This is a genomic window from Amycolatopsis sp. NPDC051903 (assembly GCF_044452505.1).
Classification (GTDB): domain Bacteria; phylum Actinomycetota; class Actinomycetes; order Mycobacteriales; family Pseudonocardiaceae; genus Amycolatopsis.
This window is the reverse complement of record NZ_JBITBT010000058.1, coordinates 1-19,161: the sequence shown is the minus strand read 5'-3', so window position 1 is coordinate 19,161 and position 19,161 is coordinate 1. Positions and strand designations below refer to the sequence as shown.

Annotated in this window: 18 protein-coding genes; 10 read left to right on the top strand and 8 right to left on the bottom strand. The window is 69.3% G+C overall.

The window, feature by feature from the left end; all coding sequences use genetic code 11:
- The first annotated feature begins 536 nt into the window (after window positions 1-536).
- The 7 genes from ACIA77_RS49340 to ACIA77_RS49310 all read left to right on the top strand — a co-directional run bounded on the left by ACIA77_RS49340 (window position 537) and on the right by ACIA77_RS49310 (window position 5,845).
- The gene (locus tag ACIA77_RS49340; RefSeq protein ID WP_395893160.1) at window positions 537-983 is read left to right on the top strand and encodes a copper chaperone PCu(A)C; all 447 of its coding nucleotides are present in this window, start codon (window positions 537-539) and stop codon (window positions 981-983) included.
- A gap of 161 nt (window positions 984-1,144) precedes the next feature.
- Entirely contained in the window at window positions 1,145-2,494 is a 1,350-nt protein-coding gene (locus tag ACIA77_RS49335; RefSeq protein ID WP_395893159.1) for a GDSL-type esterase/lipase family protein, read from the top strand.
- Between the two features lie 248 nt (window positions 2,495-2,742).
- Window positions 2,743-3,093 (top strand): hypothetical protein, encoded by a 351-nt coding sequence (locus tag ACIA77_RS49330; RefSeq protein WP_395893158.1) that lies wholly within the window; start codon window positions 2,743-2,745, stop codon window positions 3,091-3,093.
- Between the two features lie 253 nt (window positions 3,094-3,346).
- Complete coding sequence (locus tag ACIA77_RS49325) at window positions 3,347-3,976, top strand: TetR/AcrR family transcriptional regulator (RefSeq protein WP_395893157.1); 630 nt, start codon at window positions 3,347-3,349, stop codon at window positions 3,974-3,976.
- Between the two features lie 35 nt (window positions 3,977-4,011).
- Window positions 4,012-4,518 carry a nitroreductase family deazaflavin-dependent oxidoreductase gene (locus ACIA77_RS49320; RefSeq protein ID WP_395893156.1) on the top strand — a complete coding sequence of 169 codons (507 nt, stop codon included), beginning with the start codon at window positions 4,012-4,014 and terminating at the stop codon, window positions 4,516-4,518.
- Entirely contained in the window at window positions 4,515-5,720 is a 1,206-nt protein-coding gene (locus ACIA77_RS49315) for an FAD-dependent oxidoreductase (RefSeq protein ID WP_395893155.1), read from the top strand. Before ACIA77_RS49320 ends, ACIA77_RS49315 begins: the two co-directional genes overlap by 4 nt.
- On the top strand, window positions 5,717-5,845 hold the full coding sequence (locus ACIA77_RS49310; protein ID WP_395893154.1) for a hypothetical protein: 129 nt from the start codon (window positions 5,717-5,719) through the stop codon (window positions 5,843-5,845). Before ACIA77_RS49315 ends, ACIA77_RS49310 begins: the two co-directional genes overlap by 4 nt.
- A gap of 915 nt (window positions 5,846-6,760) precedes the next feature.
- On the opposite strand, the gene ACIA77_RS49305 is transcribed toward ACIA77_RS49310, so the two are convergent.
- The gene (locus ACIA77_RS49305) at window positions 6,761-7,249 is read right to left on the bottom strand and encodes a carboxymuconolactone decarboxylase family protein (protein ID WP_395893153.1); all 489 of its coding nucleotides are present in this window, start codon (window positions 7,247-7,249) and stop codon (window positions 6,761-6,763) included.
- A gap of 584 nt (window positions 7,250-7,833) precedes the next feature.
- Here ACIA77_RS49305 and ACIA77_RS49300 point away from each other — a divergent pair.
- Window positions 7,834-8,022 carry a hypothetical protein gene (locus tag ACIA77_RS49300; protein WP_395893152.1) on the top strand — a complete coding sequence of 63 codons (189 nt, stop codon included), beginning with the start codon at window positions 7,834-7,836 and terminating at the stop codon, window positions 8,020-8,022.
- A gap of 1,114 nt (window positions 8,023-9,136) precedes the next feature.
- Here the strand turns inward: ACIA77_RS49300 and ACIA77_RS49295 are convergent.
- A complete protein-coding gene (locus ACIA77_RS49295; protein WP_395893151.1) occupies window positions 9,137-9,697 on the bottom strand; it encodes an RICIN domain-containing protein in 561 nt (186 codons plus the stop codon).
- 101 nt (window positions 9,698-9,798) lie between these two features.
- Here ACIA77_RS49295 and ACIA77_RS49290 point away from each other — a divergent pair, with 101 nt between their 5' ends.
- On the top strand, window positions 9,799-10,179 hold the full coding sequence (locus ACIA77_RS49290; RefSeq protein ID WP_395893150.1) for a hypothetical protein: 381 nt from the start codon (window positions 9,799-9,801) through the stop codon (window positions 10,177-10,179).
- Between the two features lie 18 nt (window positions 10,180-10,197).
- Here ACIA77_RS49290 and ACIA77_RS49285 read toward each other — a convergent pair whose 3' ends face one another.
- The 3 genes from ACIA77_RS49285 to ACIA77_RS49275 form a co-directional block, all read right to left on the bottom strand.
- The gene (locus ACIA77_RS49285) at window positions 10,198-10,686 is read right to left on the bottom strand and encodes a cupin domain-containing protein (protein ID WP_395893149.1); all 489 of its coding nucleotides are present in this window, start codon (window positions 10,684-10,686) and stop codon (window positions 10,198-10,200) included.
- Between the two features lie 68 nt (window positions 10,687-10,754).
- Window positions 10,755-11,177: an alcohol dehydrogenase catalytic domain-containing protein gene (locus ACIA77_RS49280; protein WP_395893148.1), complete on the bottom strand. Its 423-nt coding sequence runs from the start codon at window positions 11,175-11,177 to the stop codon at window positions 10,755-10,757.
- Window positions 11,178-11,487: 310 nt separating this feature from the next.
- Window positions 11,488-11,658, bottom strand: a complete 171-nt coding sequence (locus tag ACIA77_RS49275; protein WP_395893147.1) for a hypothetical protein — start codon at window positions 11,656-11,658, stop codon at window positions 11,488-11,490.
- A 319-nt stretch (window positions 11,659-11,977) separates the two neighbouring features.
- Between ACIA77_RS49275 and ACIA77_RS49270 the strand changes: the two genes are divergently transcribed.
- Window positions 11,978-16,864 (top strand): AAA family ATPase, encoded by a 4,887-nt coding sequence (locus ACIA77_RS49270; RefSeq protein ID WP_395893146.1) that lies wholly within the window; start codon window positions 11,978-11,980, stop codon window positions 16,862-16,864.
- A 304-nt stretch (window positions 16,865-17,168) separates the two neighbouring features.
- On the opposite strand, the gene ACIA77_RS49265 is transcribed toward ACIA77_RS49270, so the two are convergent.
- The 3 genes from ACIA77_RS49265 to ACIA77_RS49255 all read right to left on the bottom strand — a co-directional run.
- Window positions 17,169-17,987, bottom strand: coding sequence for an isocitrate lyase/phosphoenolpyruvate mutase family protein (locus tag ACIA77_RS49265; RefSeq protein ID WP_395893145.1), 819 nt, complete (start codon window positions 17,985-17,987; stop codon window positions 17,169-17,171).
- Window positions 17,988-18,273: 286 nt separating this feature from the next.
- The gene (locus ACIA77_RS49260) at window positions 18,274-18,681 is read right to left on the bottom strand and encodes a hypothetical protein (protein ID WP_395893144.1); all 408 of its coding nucleotides are present in this window, start codon (window positions 18,679-18,681) and stop codon (window positions 18,274-18,276) included.
- 34 nt (window positions 18,682-18,715) lie between these two features.
- Window positions 18,716-19,161: SDR family NAD(P)-dependent oxidoreductase (locus ACIA77_RS49255; protein ID WP_395893143.1), on the bottom strand; the 446-nt coding region annotated here is incomplete at its 5' end.

Genomic DNA, 19,161 nt, shown 5'->3' with positions numbered 1-19,161 from the left:
AAGTGTCGTGTCTGTACCCAGGCAGCACCTCGCCGGTGCCCGCGGCGACCCCGTCACGGGTGGCTGCGGGCTTCAGTTGCCGGCGCCTCGTGCTCACTGACGACACGGTGCGCTCGTTCATCGCACCGCCCCCGCCGCGGCACGCTCGGCGAGACAACGGTTGGACGCCGGTAGAGAAGGCGAACCCGCCGCCCACAAGACGGCGTTCGCTTGGGAACCTTACGAATTCGTAAGGAATCTGATGTGGGAATCCGGCGGCCGAACACGTTTCCTGGCTGCGCTGCGGGGTAGGCCGGTGCGATCGGCGTGCGCAGGAGCATTGCCATGACGAAGGCGAGCGGGCCGGCGATCAGCCGCAACGGGAGGCGATGATGCCGGGGACGGGAAAACAGCGCTGGCGGCCAGGCGGACGTTCGGCGGCTTCTGCCGCAGTGGCGGTGCTTGTGACACTGACCGCATGCTCACCGGCGGATGACGCCGCTTCTGGAGGTCCCCATGAGTCCCCGGGCACGCTCGGGACGAACGTGGAGTTCGGCATGCTGTCGTTGCTGAATGTCTATCTTCCTCCACCGCCAGAGAGTGATCGCTACCGTGTGGGTGACACCGCGCGGGTCCGCCTGACGCTCGTCAATCGTGGACCGACCGCCGACGCCCTCGTCGCGGTCGCGAGCCCGATCGTCAACAAGGCTGCAGTGCACTGGGATCGCGGGTGCGACGGTATCGCGGAAGAGGTCGGACGGCTTCCGGTGACCGCTTCCGGCGGAGTTCCCGTACCTCCTGGCGCTTCGCAGTACCGCCACGGGCCGTATTACGTCCAGCTCACCGCCCTCCTCCGCGAAGCCCTGGCCGGCACCACCCTTCCGGTCTCTTTCACTTTCGAGAGAGCGGGGACGGTCTCGGTCGCAGCGAAAGTGCAGAGCTTTGAGCCCGGCGAGGCGGCACCGGCGCCGTGGGACTGCTTGGCCGTGAACCCACCAAGCTGACGTGGTTTTCTGAAGGGAGAAACGTGGTGAAGATCGTCCTTACTCGACCGTCGGCGCGTGACGTCTCAGCCCACTGCGCACCCGATCGATCCACAGGTGCGCCCATCTTGGAGCCGGCCTGAGGTGAAGTCGCCATGAGGGCCTGGGCGCATCGCTCACAGGTGGGACTGACCTACACAGGGGCCGCGCTGGCCATCGCAGCGGTGTCGATCGGAGTGTCGCTGACGGTGACGCCGATGCAGACTGTCTCGGTCGCGGGCCAGACGGTGCAGGTGGGCGCCGCCGATCCGAAGCTCAACGCGTCGGGTCCTGGCGAGTTGGACATGTTCGGCCAGCGGCTGCCCACGGTCGTGCAGTTCGCCGGGCCAGTCCGACCGCGCATCGAACTCAGCCACATCACGGTCAACAGTGAATTGCACGACTTCTTGACACCGGAGAACCGGAAGGACCCGGGCGACGCCCTCGGAGCGGCGCTGGTGGGCGGCTGGCAGCGGTACTTCCTGCTGGAATCAGCCATCGCCGGCGGATGTGCGCTGCTATTGGTCGGCTGCCTTGCCGGTTGGTCACGCGTGCCCTGGCGGCGCACAGTTGCCCTGCTCGGTGCCGGATTGCTTGCGGTCGAGGCGATCAACGTCGGCGCGGTGATGGTCACCGCCTACTCGGCGCCCGCTCGACTGCGTAACGTCAGCTCGCTGGAGGCACTGGTCGGACGCGCAGAGCTGCCCGCTGTGCCCAGCTCATCGGAACCGGCCAAGCCCCACGTGCACGCGGTGGTGCTGGGTGACTCGACGGCCGCCGGGCTCGGCAACCCCGTACCCACCGAGGCGGGTCCACAGGCTGTGGCGTGCGGCCGCAGCAGCGACACCTTCGCCGCTTTCCTCGCAGCGGTGAACCACTGGCAAGTGCTGAACCTGGCATGCAGCGGAGCGACAATTCCGGCCGGCGTTCTCGGCCCCCAGCAGCGGGCAAACCTCACCGCACCCGCCCAACTCGCCGTAGCCCGTACCGCGACCCGCGCCTCCGTGGTGATCGTGAGCATCGGGGCCAACGACGTCGGCTGGTCAGGCTTCCTTCGGCTCTGCGCTGTCACCGCGACCTGTGACAACAATGCGTCCGTCGCCTACTTCCAGCAGCAGCTTGCCCGATTCAGTCTCAGCTACTACCAGCTGCTGAAACAGCTGGCATCGCTGCCCACCCAGCCGCGCGTCCTGGTCAACCTCTACTACAACCCGTTTGGAACCACCCAGCACTGCCTGGACGAGCTGGGTCTCACAGCCGCCAAGCAGAAGTCACTCGAAGCACAGCTCGGCTCCCTCAACGACGTGCTCAGCCAGGGTGCGAAGGCGTTCTCGGCAACCCCGGTGCGACCGGATTTCACTGGTCATTCATTGTGCGACGCGACACCCTATGTTCAAGGCGTTCACGATGCCGCGCCTTTCCACCCGACGCCGGCCGGCCAGCTGGCGATCGCACTCGCCGACGAGCACGCACTGCGGAGCGGTTTGCGTTGACGATGGGATTCCGTGGCCTTCGTCACCGGGGCGGTGACTGGGTCAGTACCACGGTGCGGTCGCCAAGGGGTGCGGCGAGCGTCACGGAGATGTACACGTAGCGAAGATCCTTCGTGCACAGCTGGCCGGGTGGCACCTTGGTCTGGCTGAGATCGACGACCACGTGCTGTGCGTTCTGCTCTGTCAGCTCTGCGAGGGCGTGCTGGCAGCCGCCCTCTATCGCGCGGACGTAGAGGACAGTGCCTCCGTTGGTGGTGTACGCCTTGGCTGGGAGCCTGGGTGGCAGCGCGCTCGCGTCGACCTGCCCCGCGGGCACCAGTGTGCTGTTCGCGGGCACGTCGTACCGCGAATCGCCGGGCGGGCTGGCCGATGGCGAAGACGCCGCGGGCGGCGAGGTCGAGACGGTACCGCTCGGCGTCCCAGAGTCGCCGCCCGAGCCAGGTGGGGTCGTCGGGCCGCCACAAGCCATGACCATGACGAGGGCCGAGACCGCGCCGACCAACTTCGTCAAGTTCCGCATGCCTCTACGACGAAACGCATGCTGTACGGCGTTGCACGAGAGCATGAACCGGACGCCGCACCAGCGTCAGTCTGCCTAGCGGTTTTGTGCGCGGTCGTAACGGTGATCAGCACGACCACCTGTTGCGTGGTCTGTTCTCCGCCGGCCGCCGTGACGTGTTTGCAGCAACCTGCTCGGCGTGGATCACGACGTTGCTGCCGCTCTGCGTGAGGTCACGTTGCGGGGGTAGTCGCTGGACAGCGCCCACCAGTCGACCTTGGCCGGAGATGGTTCCAGGTCGCTTGGTGGCGTCTCCTGTGCAATACGGTGAACATCTGTTTACAATGATAAACGTGAGTTCACTACCTGATGACCGGACGGCGAAGGCGAGGATCCGCGACGAGGCGCTGCGGCTCTTCGGCGAGCGTGGTCCGGACGCGGTGACGGTTCGCGAGGTCGCGGCGTCGGCGGGTGTCTCGCCGGCGTTGGTGATTCGGCACTACGGGTCCAAGAGAGGGCTGCGGGCCGCGGTCGACGACCATGTGGCGCGAGTCTTTGCGGCGGCGCTCGCCGAGGCCACCGGGCCGGTTGGCGACCACCCGTTCGAGTCGCAGGCGGTGCCCAGCCTGGTCGAGGCGGTGGCCGGCAACCTTCCTGCCGACTCCGCCATCCCCGGGTACCTCGGGCGGCTGCTGCTCGCCGGCGGGCCGGCGGCGTCCGCGCTGTTCGGCAAGCTCCATGCGTTGAGCCGCGACGTAGTGACGGCGATGGCGCGGGCCGGCCTGGCGAGTGCGGGTGCCGATCCTGAGGTGCGTGCTGCGTTCCTGCTCGTCAACGACCTTGCGGTGCTGATCCTGCGCGACCGGCTGGCCGAGGTGCTCGGCGTCGATCCGCTGTCGGCGGAGGGGATGCGCCGCTGGGGCACCGAGGTGTTCGCCGTCTACCGCGACGGCCTCGGCGTCTCCGGGGCCGGGTCGGCGTGAGGAATTTTCCTCCGACAACGAATCGAGGTCAGCAGATGACCAATGCCCCGTCCCCCTTCGCCTCTGGCATGATCGGGCGAGCAGGTGCCCGGCTGCTGCGCGACCGGCGGCTCATGCGCGCGCCCATCTGGCTCTACCGCGTCCGGCTCGGCTTCCTCCTCGGTTGCCGGTTGCTCCTGCTCGAGCACGTCGGCCGCAAAACCGGCGTGAGGCGCGCGGTCGTGCTGGAAGTCGTCGGACACCCAGCCCCGGACACGTACGTCGTGGCGTCCGGCTTCGGTGACCGGGCGCAGTGGTACCGCAACGTCGTCGCCCAGCCGCGGGTTCGGGTCGCCAGCGGGGCGCGGGGCCTGTCGCCGGCGACTGCGCGCCGGTTGTCGCCCGCGGAGGCGGACGCCGTGCTCGCGGTCTACATGAGCAAGCACCGACGAGCCTGGCGCCACTTCAAGACGATCCTCGAGCACACCCTCGGCACGGCGATCAGCGAACAGGACACCGAGCTGCCGATGGTCGAGCTGCGCTTGGACGGAGCGGGATCATGAAGGCCGTGGTGTGCGGTGCGGGGATCGCCGGCCTGACCGCCGCGCAGTGTCTTGCTCGGCGTGGCTGGGAAGTCGCGGTCCTCGAGCGCGCACCGGCGCCGCGTACACAGGGTTACATGATCGACTTCATGGGGCCAGGGTATGACGCGGCGGAGGCGATGGGCATCCTCCCGCGGCTGCGCGAACTCGGTTACGCGATCGACGAAGCCGGCTACTACGACGAAACCGGGCGGCGGCGTGCGGTGATCCGGTATGACACGTTCGCGAAGCCGGTCGGCGGGCGGCTGCTGAGCATCATGCGGCCGGATCTCGAACTGGCGCTGCGGGAAAGCCTGCCCGGCGACGTCGAACTCAGGTTCGGCGCGGAGGTCACAGCCGTCTCCGACGGCGAGCGCAGCGTCCGGGTTGGCACGGCCGACGGGACCGATTACGAGGCCGACTTGCTGATCGGCGCCGACGGTGTGCACTCGACCGTCCGCGGGCTCGTGTTCGGTCCCGAACGCCGTTATGTCAAGTACCTCGGCTTCCACACCGCGGCGTTCACGTTCGCCGACCCGAAGGTACAACCACTGGTTCGCGACCGATTCTGCCTCTCCGACAGCACCGGCGCGCAACTCGGGTGCTACGGGCTCCGTGACGGCCGGGTCGCCGTCTTCGCCGTCCACCGCACCTCGAATCCGAGGCTACCCGCTGACCGTGCGGCCGCGCTCCAGAGCGAGTACGGCGGGCTGGGCTGGATCGCGCCACGAGTGCTCGCAGCCTGCCCGCCGAACGACGAGATGTACTACGACCAGGTGGCGCAAATCGTGATGCCACGCTGGAGCAGCGGCCACGTGGTCCTCGTCGGAGACGCCGGCTACGCGGTCTCCCTGCTGGCCGGGATGGGTGCGTCCCTCGGGATCGGCGGGGCGTACGTGCTCGCCGAGCAGGTGGCGCGCGCCGCCAGTGTGCCGGACGCACTGGCGACCTACGAGCGGCTCTGGCGTCCGGTCGTCACCGACAAACAGGAGTCAGCACACGGGAGCGCGCGCTGGTTCCTGCCGAGGTCGCGGGCGGAGCTGCTGCTCCGCCGCGCCGCGTTGAGGCTGTTCCGGCTGCCGGGCCTGGACCGCTACCTCGTCAGACTCCTGTCGGGCAAGCAGACAGCGCTCATCCAGGCGCTTGCCTCGGCTTCACCGAGCCTCGACGACCACTCACCATGATCGGTCCCGGTGACCCGCACTGGAGCACCGTGCCCGTTCACGACGTGGCCGAGCTGTCCGTACTCGCGCTGGAGAAGGCTCAGCGCGGTTCGTACTTCATCGGCGCGAAGCCGACCGCACGGTAGATCTCTGAAGCAGTAAGCCGCTCTGTCGGCCTGGCCGGGCGAGTCGAGCCCCGACCCGTCGTGCAGACGCTCGGCATGGCCCTACTCCTTGACCGGCCGGCTTCGGGCGACACGGCCTTGCGTGTCCTGGGCTGGCAACCCACGGGACCGTCGGAACAGCGCTGTCACATTATCGCCGACGGAACGCCCACGCGTGACCTCTCAGCTTGATCAGGTCGCAGCACGCGAACTCCTGCTCCCGTGCGGAGCGGGGGACTGGCACGGTCCCGGGAGCAGGGGGCATTCGATCTTGCTGGCGCCGCGCCTTGCTGATGGGGCCGGTGGGGGGCGAGCGCGAGTTTCGCGGTGGGGCTGGATGCCCTCGCTCTCGCCGCGGGCAGCGGGACCGGCGGCAGGAGCAGGAGGCACATGAGCCCGTCCCGCGCTGCCGTGGGAGGGGGCGCAGCGGGCGGGGTGGCGTGAGGCCGGCGCGGGGGTCGCCTCTCGGCGAGTGGCGTGACCCGGGGCCGAAGATTCGGTGGTCCGGGGGGCAGTGGGTGGAGCCCGGGGACACCACCGCCCCGGCACTGACTAGTAACGCTGCCTGGCCCCGGATAATCCACAGTGGACGTGGGGGGAGGTGCTCCCACCCACGGCTCCTTCGTCACGAGGAATCAAGCCCCCGGCCGGGCGGCCCGCTACCACAGTTCGCTGTCCTGGCGGGGATTCCCCAGTGTCGACGTTGAGGATGGCGCCCGTGGTCGCGCTCGAGGCGGACGAGTGCAGGAAGACGATCGCGGAGGCAGGTCCTGCGGGGTGCAGGCGCGGGCCCAGCGGGTGCGGTCCGCTCAACTGGTGTCGAAGGTGGCGAGCTGTGCGCGGTGGCGTCATTCCGGCGTCGCCGGTACGACGGAGTTGACGGCTGCGGTGAGAGCGCTAGTTCGCTCGCGTGGTCGGGTGGGGAGCAGCTCCTTCGGCCAGTTTGAGCCGGGTCCAGATGTTCATGTTGATGACGATGCCGATGATCTCGAGGATCTCGTCGGGCGAAAAGTGTTGGGCGAGAGTGTCGTGCCGGGTACCGAAGCCGTCGGCGATGGTCGTGTCCGCGACGCGTGTGAGCGCTTCGGTGTAGGCGAGGGCGGCGCGGGCCGCGTCGTCGTGGAAGTCGGTTTCCCACCAGGCGGTCAGGGTGTCGATGACCGGTCGGGGGATGCCGGCGGCGCGTGCTGCTTCGTAGTGGAGGTTCAGGCAATAGACGCAGTTGTTGAGCTGGGAAACCCTGAGGCGCAGGAGCTGGGCGAGTTGTCGGTCGATGCGCAACTCGGCTTGGTAACCGAAGCTGTCAGCGCCGTGGCGAGCCAGTTTGGCGAGGTTCTCGTTGGCTGAGCTGTCGGCCCGCCGGTTGCGAACGGTCGCATCGGTCATCTCGTTACTCCTGTCGGTCGCGGTGATCTCCTGGCGAAACTTTAGACCTGAGGATTGGACTCTACAGTCCCGTTCAGGGTCTCAGGTGGGGACCGCTGTCAACCAGGTCGCTCTGAGTGCCGGCGATAGCTCTGCTTGGATTAGCGCAGCTGGAGATGGCCGAGTTTGCCCGGTAGCCGCACCTCGCGCGGCAATTGACGGTGGGACGTGTGCCGCCGCGCGGATGCGTTGCGGGCAGGGGCTGTACCCGCTCGACACCTCCACCGCACCGGTCCGCCGAATCTCCTGATCAGCCCCATGGCTGCCGTTTGACCGCAGTCCTGCATCGGCGCCGGCTACTGCTGCACCCGCCGAGCCGGCACTCGCCAGCCGAGACCCCTGACCGGCCGCCTGCGGACGGCACGCGGATCGAGGCGGTCCTCCCGTTCGCCGAGCAGACCAGTAGCGCCGTGGGCTGATTCCGGCCAGCCGGTAGAGCAGGCTCCTGGCACCCAGGCCTGGGAAATTCCGGTTCGCCGTGACGACGCGCACAGTGCCCACCCGCCACACTGAATAGGTCCCGTCAGTCCGGAATAAGCGACGTCATGAGCAACCACCACCACGTCAGCAACAAGTACTGCGGCCAATGCGACCGCTGGCACTGCCAGTGCGACGGGTGTGGCTGGTTCTGGTACAACGCCTGCACGTTCGGCGAAGCGCTCCGCCACATCCGCCTGCACCAGCTCGACAAGGTGTGCGCGGAAGCGGTTGCCGGGCCACGGCGTGCCGCCTAGAACCCATCTTGACGGCGGAGCCGTGGGTGGGAGCACCTCGCCACGTCCACTGTGGAATATCCGGGGCCGGGCAGCGTTGCACGTGATTGCCGGTGCGGTGGTGTCCCCGGGCTCCACCCACTGCCCTCCCGGACCGCCGATTTTCGGCCCTGGGCCGCGCCACTCGCCGAGAGGTGACCCCCGCACCGGCGCCAAGCAACCCCGTCCCGGTGTGCGCCCTTTCCCGACGGCAGCGCGGGGCAGGCTCATGTGCCTCCTGCTCCTGCCGCCGGTCCCGCTGCCCGCGGCGGGAGCGAGGGCATCCAGCCCCACCAACCCCCATGCCGCGTCCTCCAGCCACACCCGGTCATCCGCGCCCAGCGTGAAGAACCCGATCACCTCGTCCCGGCCCAGCTCCTCCGGCCACGAACGCAACCGCCTGATCTCCGCATCGGATGCGCGCCCATGCCGCCCGGCACCTCCTCGGCCTCCGCGTCCGGAATTTCGTCGCCGAGCTGATCAGCGCGATCCGCCTGATCAGCTCGGCGAGGTTGCGGCGGGCGATGGTGAGGCCGTCGCGGACGGGCGACTGATGCGCTGCCGGCCGGCGGCGATCTGTTCCCAGCAGGCCATGCGTTCGACGAGATCCAGTCGCTCTGCCAGCGGCGGCACGCGGGCACCGGAGGTTTCGGCCTGAGTCCAAAGGCGGGCGGAGCGGTCGCTGATCGGTCTGCGGGTCCATACGGGTCAGCCCGCCCGACACCGGTGCCGGTTCGGGCATCTCGCCGCGGGCAGCCTGCTGGCGGCGGACCCAGTCGTCGAGCTCGGCCGCGGTCGTGGCGGGATCGAGCGCGGCGCGGTCCAGGCGGTATCGGACTTCGCCGGTTTCCCCGGTGTAGCGGGGGTTTTCGGGAGCAGTTCGTCGTGGAAGCGGGTGACGTCGTCGCCGAAGCGAGCGTTCCTGCGCGGTCTGCGGAGTCACCTCGAGGGCGCCTGGCCGACCTCTGCCCAGGTGGCGCCGCCTGGCTCGTTCATCACCGCCAGCCTGTCGAGGAGTTCGCTGCCGTGTTGGCCGCGATGAATCCGCACCTGTGCTGATCGCGCAGGTGCGGATTCATCGCGGGAACGGCTTTCGCTAGTTGACGTACGGATACCAGGACTGCGCGGCGCCCAAGCGGCAATCGCTCAGGGTGACGAAATGGATATTCCCGGGCTGTTCGGTGAGGCAAGTCCCGGTGACGTTGTTCTGCAACCGGTAGTAGCCCGATTCCACAGCCACCATCCGCCACAGGGCTGCCGGGTCGGACGCGAGGCAGTCCCGCATCACCGGTTGGCCCGAGCGGGCGACGAGGCAGAGTCTCGTGCTCACCTGCCGCATCGCAGTGGGCGCCGTTCCCAACGTGGCGATCCACTGCTGGTACGTCCCGCGGTTGCACCCTGTTGCGTAAGGCCCGTAATCGGACCGATAGTCCATGCAGTCCCCGGTTCCGTTGTTCTCCCAGCTCACGTAGACCGCGGCGTGGGCCGGGACGGTGCCCAGCCCGAGCGTTAGCACCGCCGCCGAGCCCGCCGCCGCCAACTTCCTCCAGAACGAGCGCATCTGCCGGTCCCTCCCGTTGCCGATCGAACAGGTCCAGGCAGTGAAACAGCCGAACGGCCGCTTCGTCGCCTTTATGACCAATCCGGTGCCGTTCACCGTCCACGCCCGACGACTGGTGGCACGAGAACGCAGAGCCTGGCTCGGGTCGAGCACGAACTGGCGGAGCTGATGCCAGCAGCGCAGCAGATTCCCAGATCGTGCAGTCCGCGATCCCGTCGACGTACGACGGTCGGCAGTTCCACCACCTGCGCTACTTCAACGAACCCGGGCTGTTCAGCGGTATCACCATGAAGAAGTGCGAGCTCTTCGGCCGCGTTTTCGGCCACCAGAGCCACACGAGCCGCCCGGTGCGGGTGATCGACACAACGGTGACCGGCAGCAAGTTCGTCAACAACGCCGTGGTGGGTGTGCGGTTCGAGGACGTCACCATCACGAATTCCACCACCGGGGCGCCGACGGCACGTTGCCATCCCCGATCAGCGGCGCAGGCCGCGATTTTCAGCTCGGCCCGGTTCCGTCGGGGTCCACGCCCGAGAACGATTGCTGCTACCTGGCTGACAAGCCGATCACCCTCGTGATCGACGGACATGCCGCGTTCAGGGGCGAGGGTCGTCGACCTTGAGAGGGGCTCCGGTGGCGGACACGAACACGACCAACAACCGGGCGCGGGCCGTCTGGCTGGTGTTCTGTGTGAGGACGTGGTGGGTGCCCGGCTGCTCGACCCAGTTCTGGCCCTGGTGGAAGGTGCTGATGGGCTTGTCGTCGAGTTCGCTGCGCACGCTGCCTTCGAGCACGTATGCGTAGACGAACGCCTGACCGTGCCGGTGCGGCGCCGCGACGGCGCCCGGTGGGAAGTCGACGATCGCCGACGTGAACGTCTTGCCCTGGACGTCCGGCAGCGCCTGCTGGATCAGGGGGGTCAAGGATTCGGCGGGCGGCTTTGCTCCCGCCGTGCCCTTCGGGCTCGGGGCTTCCGATGTGGCCGCGGAGGGCTCGTCGGTCGGCTCATCGGCAGAGGTGCAGGCCGTGGCTCCTGCCAGCACCGAGAACGCCAGGGCACTTGCGGTGATGCGCTTTGCGATCATGAGGAGATCCTGTTCAGTCTTCGGGGATTCGGACAATCGTCTTGCCGGGTGTGCCTCAGCAAGTGGCACTACGGTGCCGATGATCGGCTTGAGCGGGCGAGGACGCCGCCGCCGATCACGGCGAACACCACGTCGACGTCACCGACGTCTTCGAGCCGTGGGCCTGCACATCGACGAACGTGTCGGCGCCGAGCTCGAGCACCTGTTCCCGCGTCAGCCATCCCGAACACCCGCTGTCCGACGCTCAGACCGGTGGTGCCGTACGCCAGCTCGGCGACGACACCCGAGAGCTCGTGGCCGGGCACGCTCGGCGTCCGGTCGCGGTCCGCGCAGCCGGTCCAGGTTGCCGGCCAACACAGCTCTCCTGGGGCGAGGCCGGGCGGCGTGGACCCGCACGACGACGTCGTTTCGGCAGAGCGCGGGTAGGGCAGCTCCACCGGGGTGAACTTGGCGACGCCCGCGTCGCGGTCTCGAACAGTGATGGCTCGCATGTCAGATCCTTCGTTGCAACTCACGTGCATGATCATCAGGGAGACGACGCAGCCACGTCAGGTGTGACAGGGACGGAGCCGCCGATCTTCGTTTCCCGGCGCCTGCGCCTATGACGTGATCGAGCACACCGACACAATCGCCAGTCAGAGGCTGGACGCCCCTGGTGGACTGCTGCAACACGCGTACCCGCGAGATCGGCACCGGCACCAGCCGCCGCTACGGCGAGACCAGCGCCGGCGAGGAGGCGCGGCCGGAGGCCGATCGCGAACTGTCGTTTCGCCGGGCGGTCCGGCGGTGCCGTCGCGCCGGTCAGCCTGACACAGCCACGTCAGCGCGTGTGACACGGCCGGGATCGACGAATGCCTCGTCCGTGGGGGCCAGGGTGAAGAACGGGAACAGGTTCTGCCGGCCGATCTCGGGGAACCGCCACAGCCCCAACGGCTCCTCGTCCGTGAACATCGCAGCGACCACCGGCAACATCCACCAGTACCCCGGATCCTCTGGTCAGGAACCTGCCTAGCCGTATCGTCGGATTTTGCCGGGTACTTCGGGATCTCTCGTTGTCGGCGAGGGCGCGGTAGAGCGGCGCGGCTGAAGGGGGTTGGCCGGGCGCTTCTGGGTGCGGCTGGCGCGATGTGCCGTGTCGGGGTGTTGTGAAGAGTCGCCTTCGTCCTCGAACGGGTGTAGGCAGGGTGTGAGCGAAATCCGTCGGTTCGTGGAGGTGTGGGATGGGGTAGGCGGGGTGCTGCCGGGTCGAGATCCGCGGGCTGAGGTACTGCACGAGAGCGACCGCACTCGCGTGAGCCGGCTGTTCCTGACCGGGCGCACGGTCATCCGGAAGGAGCCGCTGGGGCCGGACGCCGAGCGTCGGCTGCGGCACGAGCGGGCGATGCTGGAGCGGTTGCGCGGTGTCGCGGGGGTGGTGGAGCTGGAGGCGCCCCTGTACCCGAGGTCGATCGTGCTGGCGGATGTCGGTGGCACCAGCCTGGCGGGGCTGGCCAAGCCGCTGCCGGTTGGTGTCCTGATCGGGCTGGCGGTGGGATTGGCCCAGGCGGTGGCGGGGATGCACCGGCGGAGTGTGATGCACCGTGACATCACCCCGGCCAACATCGTGATCTCCCGCGACGGTGTTCCGAGCCTGATCGATTTCGCGTTGGCGACCTCGTTCGCCGAGATCCGCCCGGAGTTCACCCACCACACGCTGATCGTGGGGACGTTGGCCTATCTGGCGCCGGAGCAGACCGGGCGCACCGGCCGGTCGGTGGACCATCGGGCTGATCTGTACGCGCTGGGCGCGACGCTGTACGAGCTGGCGACGGGGGAGCCGCCGTTCGGCACCGGGGACCCGCTGCGCCTCACCCGCGATCACCTGGCGCGGGTGCCGGCGCCGCCGGCGAAGGTGAACCCGGCGGTACCGCAGCTGCTGTCGGAGATCATTCTGCATCTGCTCGAGAAGGAACCGGACCACCGCTATCAGACCGCCGACGGCGTGGTCCACGACCTGGAGCGCGTGCGGGAGGTTCAGGTGCGTCCGGCGGCAGCTTCGGTTCCCGTCGGCGAGCACGATGTCCCGCTGCGGCTGTTGCCGCAGCGGCTGGTGGGCCGCGACGACGAGGTGGGGACCCTGCAGGCGGCGTTCGAGAACGCGCAGGCGGGCCGGTGCCGGGCGGTGCTGGTCGGCGGGACACCCGGGGTGGGCAAGACCGCGCTGGTCGACGAGTTGCGGCCGCTGGTGGCCGGCCGGGGCGGCTGGTTCGTGGCCGGCAAGTTCGACCAGTACCGGCGCGACCTGGAGTTCAACGGGGTCCACCAGGCGTTTCGGGCGCTGGGCCGGCTGCTGCTGGCCGAGCCGGAGGCTGAGCTGACCGAGGTCCGCGCACGGATCGTGGCCGCGCTCGGCCCCAACGCCGGGCTACTGACCGCGGTGGTGCCGGAATTCGCCGCGCTGCTGGCGGTGCCGCCCGATCCCGGGGACCCGCTGACGGCACAGGACCGGGCGCAGCGGATGGGTGTGCAGGCGCTGCGGGCGGTCGCCTCGCGGGACCGCCCGGTGGTGCTGTTCCTCGACGACCTGCAGTGGGCCGGGCGCGGCGCGCTCGGCCTCGTCGACATGATGCTCGACGAGGAACCGGCCGGGGGTCTGCTGCTGGTGGGCGCCTACCGCGACGAGGACGTGGACGCGGTGCATCCGCTGGCGGCGCCGCGGTCCCGGTGGAGTGAGCAGGCCGGAGTGCGGCACCTGCAACTGGACAACCTGTCCGTCCCGAGCCTGGTCACCATGGTCGCCGAGATGCTGCACGCGGCCCCGGCCGCGGCGGCCGGTTTGGTCGAGGTGATCCGGCCGAACACGTCCGGCAACCCGTACGAGACCGTGGAGCTGCTCAGCGCCCTGCGCCGCGACGGCGTGCTCACCGCGACCGCCACGGGATGGCGTTGGGACACGGCGGCGGTGCGCGCTCATCTGCGCCGGTCGAAGGCCGGCGAGCTGCTGGCGGCACGCATCGAGACCGTACCGCTGCGGTCCTGGCAGCTGGTGGAGGTGATGGCGTGTCTGGGCGGGCGCGCCGAGCTGAGCCTGCTGCAGATCGCGACCGGCGAACCAGCGGCCGAGGTGCAACCGATGCTCGCGCCTGCCCTCGCCGAAGGCCTTCTCGTCATGGAGCCCGGCGCCCACGAGGCGGTGCGGTTCCGTCACGACCGGCTGCGCGAGGCGATCCTGCGCGGGCTCGAACCGGGGCGGCGACGCACCGTGCAGTTGGCCACGGCCCGGCGGCTGGCCGGGGTGCCCCGCTTGTATGCGGTCGCCGCCGAGCAGTACCTGCCGGTCGTCGATGCGATCGACGATGCCGGTGAGCGGCGTCGGGTGGTCGGGCTCATGCGGCGCGCCGCCGACCAGGCCACGTTGATCGGGGATCACACGCTGGTGAGCGCGCTGCTGACCGCCGCACTGCGGCTGATCGACCCGGGTGAGACCGCCACGCTGATCGCGGTGCACGCCGGCCGCCACGCGGCGCTCTACGGCCTGGGGCGCCTGGATGATGCGGACGAGGAATACCGCACGATCGAAGGCCTGGGCCCCACCGCGTTGGACCGCGCGGCCGCGACGGCGGTGCAGGTGAGCAGCCTGACCCACCGGAACCGATTTGCGGACGCGATCGGACTCGGCATCGACGTGCTGCGTGAGCTCGGCATCACCGTGCCGGTGGCGGACCGGCTCGCCGCTGAGCTCGACCACCATTTCGACCGCCTGCACCGGTGGCTGGACCGCACCGACGCTGCCGATGATCTGGCTCGGCCCGACCTCACCGAGCCCACCGTGCTGGCCACCACCCGTCTGATCGACGCAGTCCAGCCGGCGGCCTACTTCGCCGGCGGCGATGCCACGGTCGCCTGGCTGAGCCTCGAATCACTGCGGATCTGGCTCGAGCACGGCCCTGGCCCTACCCTCATCGGACCTGCCAGCGCCGCCACCGTCGCCGCGGTGGCGCTGCGTGGCCACCACGCCGTTGGATACCGTGCGGTACGCCGGGTCCTGGCGTTGGGCGAGGCCCGCGGCTACGAGCCTGGCACCTCCGAAGCTCGCCGCCGGTTCGCCCTGCTGAGCTGCTGGTTCGAGCCGATCGAGAACGGAGTCCAAGCCGCGGCGCGGGCCCGCGAAGGGCTGATCGCGGGGGGCGACCTGGCCAACGCCGGCTACACCTACCACCCGACCGTGCACTACCTGCTGGACTGCGCGCCGTCACTGGACGTCCTCGTCGCCGAGGTGGAGGCAGGTCTGGCCTTCGTGCGGCGCACCGGCAACGAGCAGACCGGCCAGTGGCTCGACAGCTACCAATGGCTGGCCGGTGTACTGCGCGGCGAAAGCGTCGTCACAACCAGTAAGGAGGTCCCCGACAGCAGGTACGCCAACAACCCGATGCCGCTGTTCCACGCGCATCTCAGCCACGCGCTCGTCGCCGCGCTCTTCGGCGATCCGGGCGGACTGGCGCGGCACACCGTGGCGGCGATGCCGCTGCTCCCGGCCGTACCGGCCCTCTACCCCACGGCCGTGGCCAGCCTGCTGCGCGGGCTGGCCCTCGCGGAGCAGGCCCGCGCCGGTCACGGTGACGAGCGCCGCGGCCTGTTGTCCGAATTGGACGAGGTGACGAGCTGGCTGGCCGCCCGCGCCGCGGACGCGCCGGACAACTTCCGGCACCTGCAGCGGTTCTTGGAGGCGGAGCGGGCCTGGGCGGTCGGCGACTTCCGCGCTGGAGCCATCGCCTTCGACACCGCCCGGCGCGAGGCCGCCGGTCGGCAGCGACCGTGGCACCGGGCCCTCATCACCGAACGTGCCGCCCGGTTCTACCTCGCACACGGGTTGGAGCAGGCCGGCGCTGACTTGCTCGCTCGCGCGCGGCAGTACTACGCCGCATGGGGCGCGACGGCAAAGGTCGCCCAACTGGACTGGGCGTACCCGATTCCAGGGCTGGGAGCACGCACGACCGGCGAGCCCGCCGTCGACCGTCGGACCGATGATCTCCGGGCGCCCTCGGCGGTCACGACCGGCACACTCGACCTGCTCGGCATCCTCGCCGCGTCGCAGGCGCTCAGCTCGGAGACCAGCATCGAACGCTTGCAGACCCGTGTCGTCGAAATGCTCAGTGCGATGACCGGTGCCACCGGCGTGCACCTGCTGTTGTGGGACGACGACCGCCACCACTGGCTCCTGCCTGCGCCGAACCACACCACGGATACCGCCACGGGCGGCCCGCGGGAACGCGACCTGCCGATGTCGGCAGTGCGTTACGTCCAGCGGACGGCTGAGATCCTGATCGTCGACGACGCCACCCGCGATGACCGCTTCGCCCGCGACCCGTACCTCGCCGGCCTCGACGCCTGTTCGTTGCTGGCCATGCCGATCCTCGGCCGCGGCGCGTTGCGCGCGGTGCTGTTGCTGGAAAACCGCCTCATGCGCGCCGCGTTCGCCACGGAACGGCTCGACGCCGTCAGGCTCATCGCCGCGCAGCTCGCCGTCTCCCTCGACAACGCCCAGCTCTACTCCGACCTCACCGCCTCGCGCGCGCGTATAGCCGTCGCCGCCGACCAGGCCCGTCGGCGGATCGAGCGAGACCTGCACGATGGCGCCCAGCAACGTCTCGTAACGCTCGTGATGCTTGCGCGCATGGCCCGAGCAGCCGTACCGCTCGGATCGGGCGAGCTGGGGGAACAGCTGGAGGCTCTGGAGGCCGAAGCCGCCACTGCCCTGGACGAGCTGCGCGACTTCGCCCGCGGCATCCACCCGTCGGTCCTCGCCGCAGGCGGCCTGCGCCCGGCGCTCAAGGGACTCGCCCGCCGCTCCGCAGTCCCGGTCGAGCTCGCTGTGCAGGTCGACCGGCGCCTGCCCGAGCCGGTCGAGATCGCCGTCTACTACGTCGTCTCCGAGGCGCTGACCAACGTGGCCAAGCACGCGCGGGCCTCGGCCGTCAACGTCGAGGTCGAGATCGTCGACGGTGGCGGCGTGCTGCAGGTCCGGGTCCGCGACGACGGTCGCGGGGGCGCCGACTTCGCCGGCGGATCCGGTTTGGTCGGGCTCAAGGACCGGGTGGAGGCGCTCGGCGGCTGCCTCCGGGTGCAGACCGCGCCTGGCGCGGGCACCACCGTTGTGGCCGAGTTCTCCCTGCAGCGCGCGGGCGCGGGCCCGAGCTGAGCAGCGGGACGGGCCTGCCGTCACAGCCCGGCCCCTCGTGAACGGGCCTTCAGCCAGGTGCTCGACGGCGCTTGGGACACGTTCCCGTGGACCCGTCCCCGCCGTCCCAGCGTCGCCACGCGGACAGTAGCCCGCTGGTCGGGGGCCGTTCTTCGGAGTCGATGCACCCGTCCCGCGGGCCGGCCCAGCCAGCACACCACCCGTCCCGGGTGTGACGCGAGGACACGTGGCGGCCGTGAACTCGCGCGCGTGTGCGAAGTGGCGCTTCGGGTGGCAGCGGTGGTCGGCCGGTTGCGTGGCCGTGTCAGCCCTTGATGAGGTCGATGATGTGGCCGAAGTCGAGTGTTGATGCGAGCGCCGTCAGGTCTCCCTCGGCCAGCTTCGCCGCAGCCACCTTCGTAGCGCCGAGGGCGTGCGTGTACGGGTCGACCCCAAGGCTGATCCGGCGGACACCGATCGTCCGGAGTTCCGCGAGGGTGGCCGTGTCCCGGGGGCTGACGAGGACGTTGACCGGTTTGGGCGCGACAGCCTTGATGACTGCACTGATCGAGGCCATGTCCGGCAAGTTCGGCGCGTACAGGACGTCCGCTCCCGCTTCCGCGAAGGCCGTGAGGCGGCGCATGGTGTCATCGATGTCGGAAATCGCCCACAAGAAGTTGTCCGTCCGGCCGGTCAGAACTATCCGTCCGCGCGCAGCTGCGGCAGCGGCCTCGATGCGGCGAACCGCGTCGTCGAAGCTGCGAATCGGGTGGGAGGGGTCACCGGCGGTGTCCTCGACTCCGATGCCGGCGAGACCGCGGGCAATGGCAGCGTCGACCGTGGCAGCGACGTCTTCGGGAGTCTCGCCGTAGCCGTCCTCGAAGTCGCCGTTGATCGGCAGTCCGCTGACGGACGTGAGCAGTGCGGCGTGGTCGAGGTGCTCGTCACGGCTGACGGCGTGGACGCCGTCGAGCCGGCCCAGTGTCGCCGCGAAAGCCGCTGAAGACGTCGCGATGGCGTTGAACCCGGCCTCCTTGAAGAGCAGGGCCGACGGGCCGTCCCATGCGTTGGGCATGATGAACGTATCGGGGCCACGATGGAGTTCGACGAACTGTTCGTAGCTCGTCTCGGCGATATCAGACATGGTGACGGTTCGGGTTGAGCTGCCCGAGGGTCGCCGGATCTTCGGCGGACTGCTTGCTGTTGTTCATTTCTTGCTCCTTACCCGTGCGGCTCGCGTTCGTCGCGGGTGGGTCGTCGTTGCGATGCTCCGTACGCGATGCTGACGTGCACGGTTGGTCCGCCTGGTCGTCCAGCCGGACTTTGTGATCTTGGCTGGTGAAGGCAGACGCCGGCTGCCAGGGTAGACCCCGGATGGGGTCCTTTCACCGGGCCCGAACAGCCGATCCTTCGATCCTCGGGCCCCGCCGCTACTGGCCGCCGGGGTCTTCGCCGGTGGTGTGCCGGCCGAGGTTGGAGACCTGGTAGAAGGCGATGGCCCAACCGGTTCCGGTCTGTTTCAGCAGGATGCTGAGGTAGACGTTGACCGTCGGGCGGTCGGTGAAGGAGAAGTCGACGTTCAGGTATCCGAGGACGAGGTCGTCGGAGAGGCGCCTGGTTTCCAGGACCTGGTACTCAGCGGTCAGGCCCGGGGGCTGGGAGTCGTAGTAGGCGGCGATGCCGGGACGTCCGACGCTGTAGGGGTGCAGGCCTTGGAAGATGGCGTCGTGGGTGAAGCGCGCGGCCACCTGGTCGGGCTGGTGCTTGTCGACGGCGGCCTTCCAGCCGTCGAGGACGCCGCGCAGGATCGTCTCGTTGTCCACGGTGTTCTGGTTCATGGCGGTGCTCTCCGGAAGGTGTGGGTGGGCGTGGTCAGTGGCCGGCGCTCATGCCGCCGTCGACGTGGAGGATTTCGCCGGTGACGAATGGCGCGTTCTCGAGGTAGGTGACGGCGTCGACGATGTCGGTGATCTCGCCCATGCGGCCGATGGGTTGCAGGCCGGCGAGGAATTGGTGGGTCTGTGGGTCGTGCATGGGGGTGCGGGTGGTGCCTGGGGAGACGGCGTTGGCTCGGATGCCGCGGGTGGCGTATTCGATGGCGAGGGATTTGGTGGCGGCTTGGAGGCCGCCTTTGGTCAGCGCGGGGAGGACGGAGGGGACTCGGGCGTCGGGGTTGTCGACGATGCTGGCGGTGATGGTGACGATGTGCCCGCTGTGCTGGGGGAGCATCGGGGTGACGGCGAGTTGGGTGAGGTGGAAGAACCCGGCCAGGTTGATCTTGGTGAAGGTGGTGTAGTCCTGGGTGGTGTAGTCGGTGA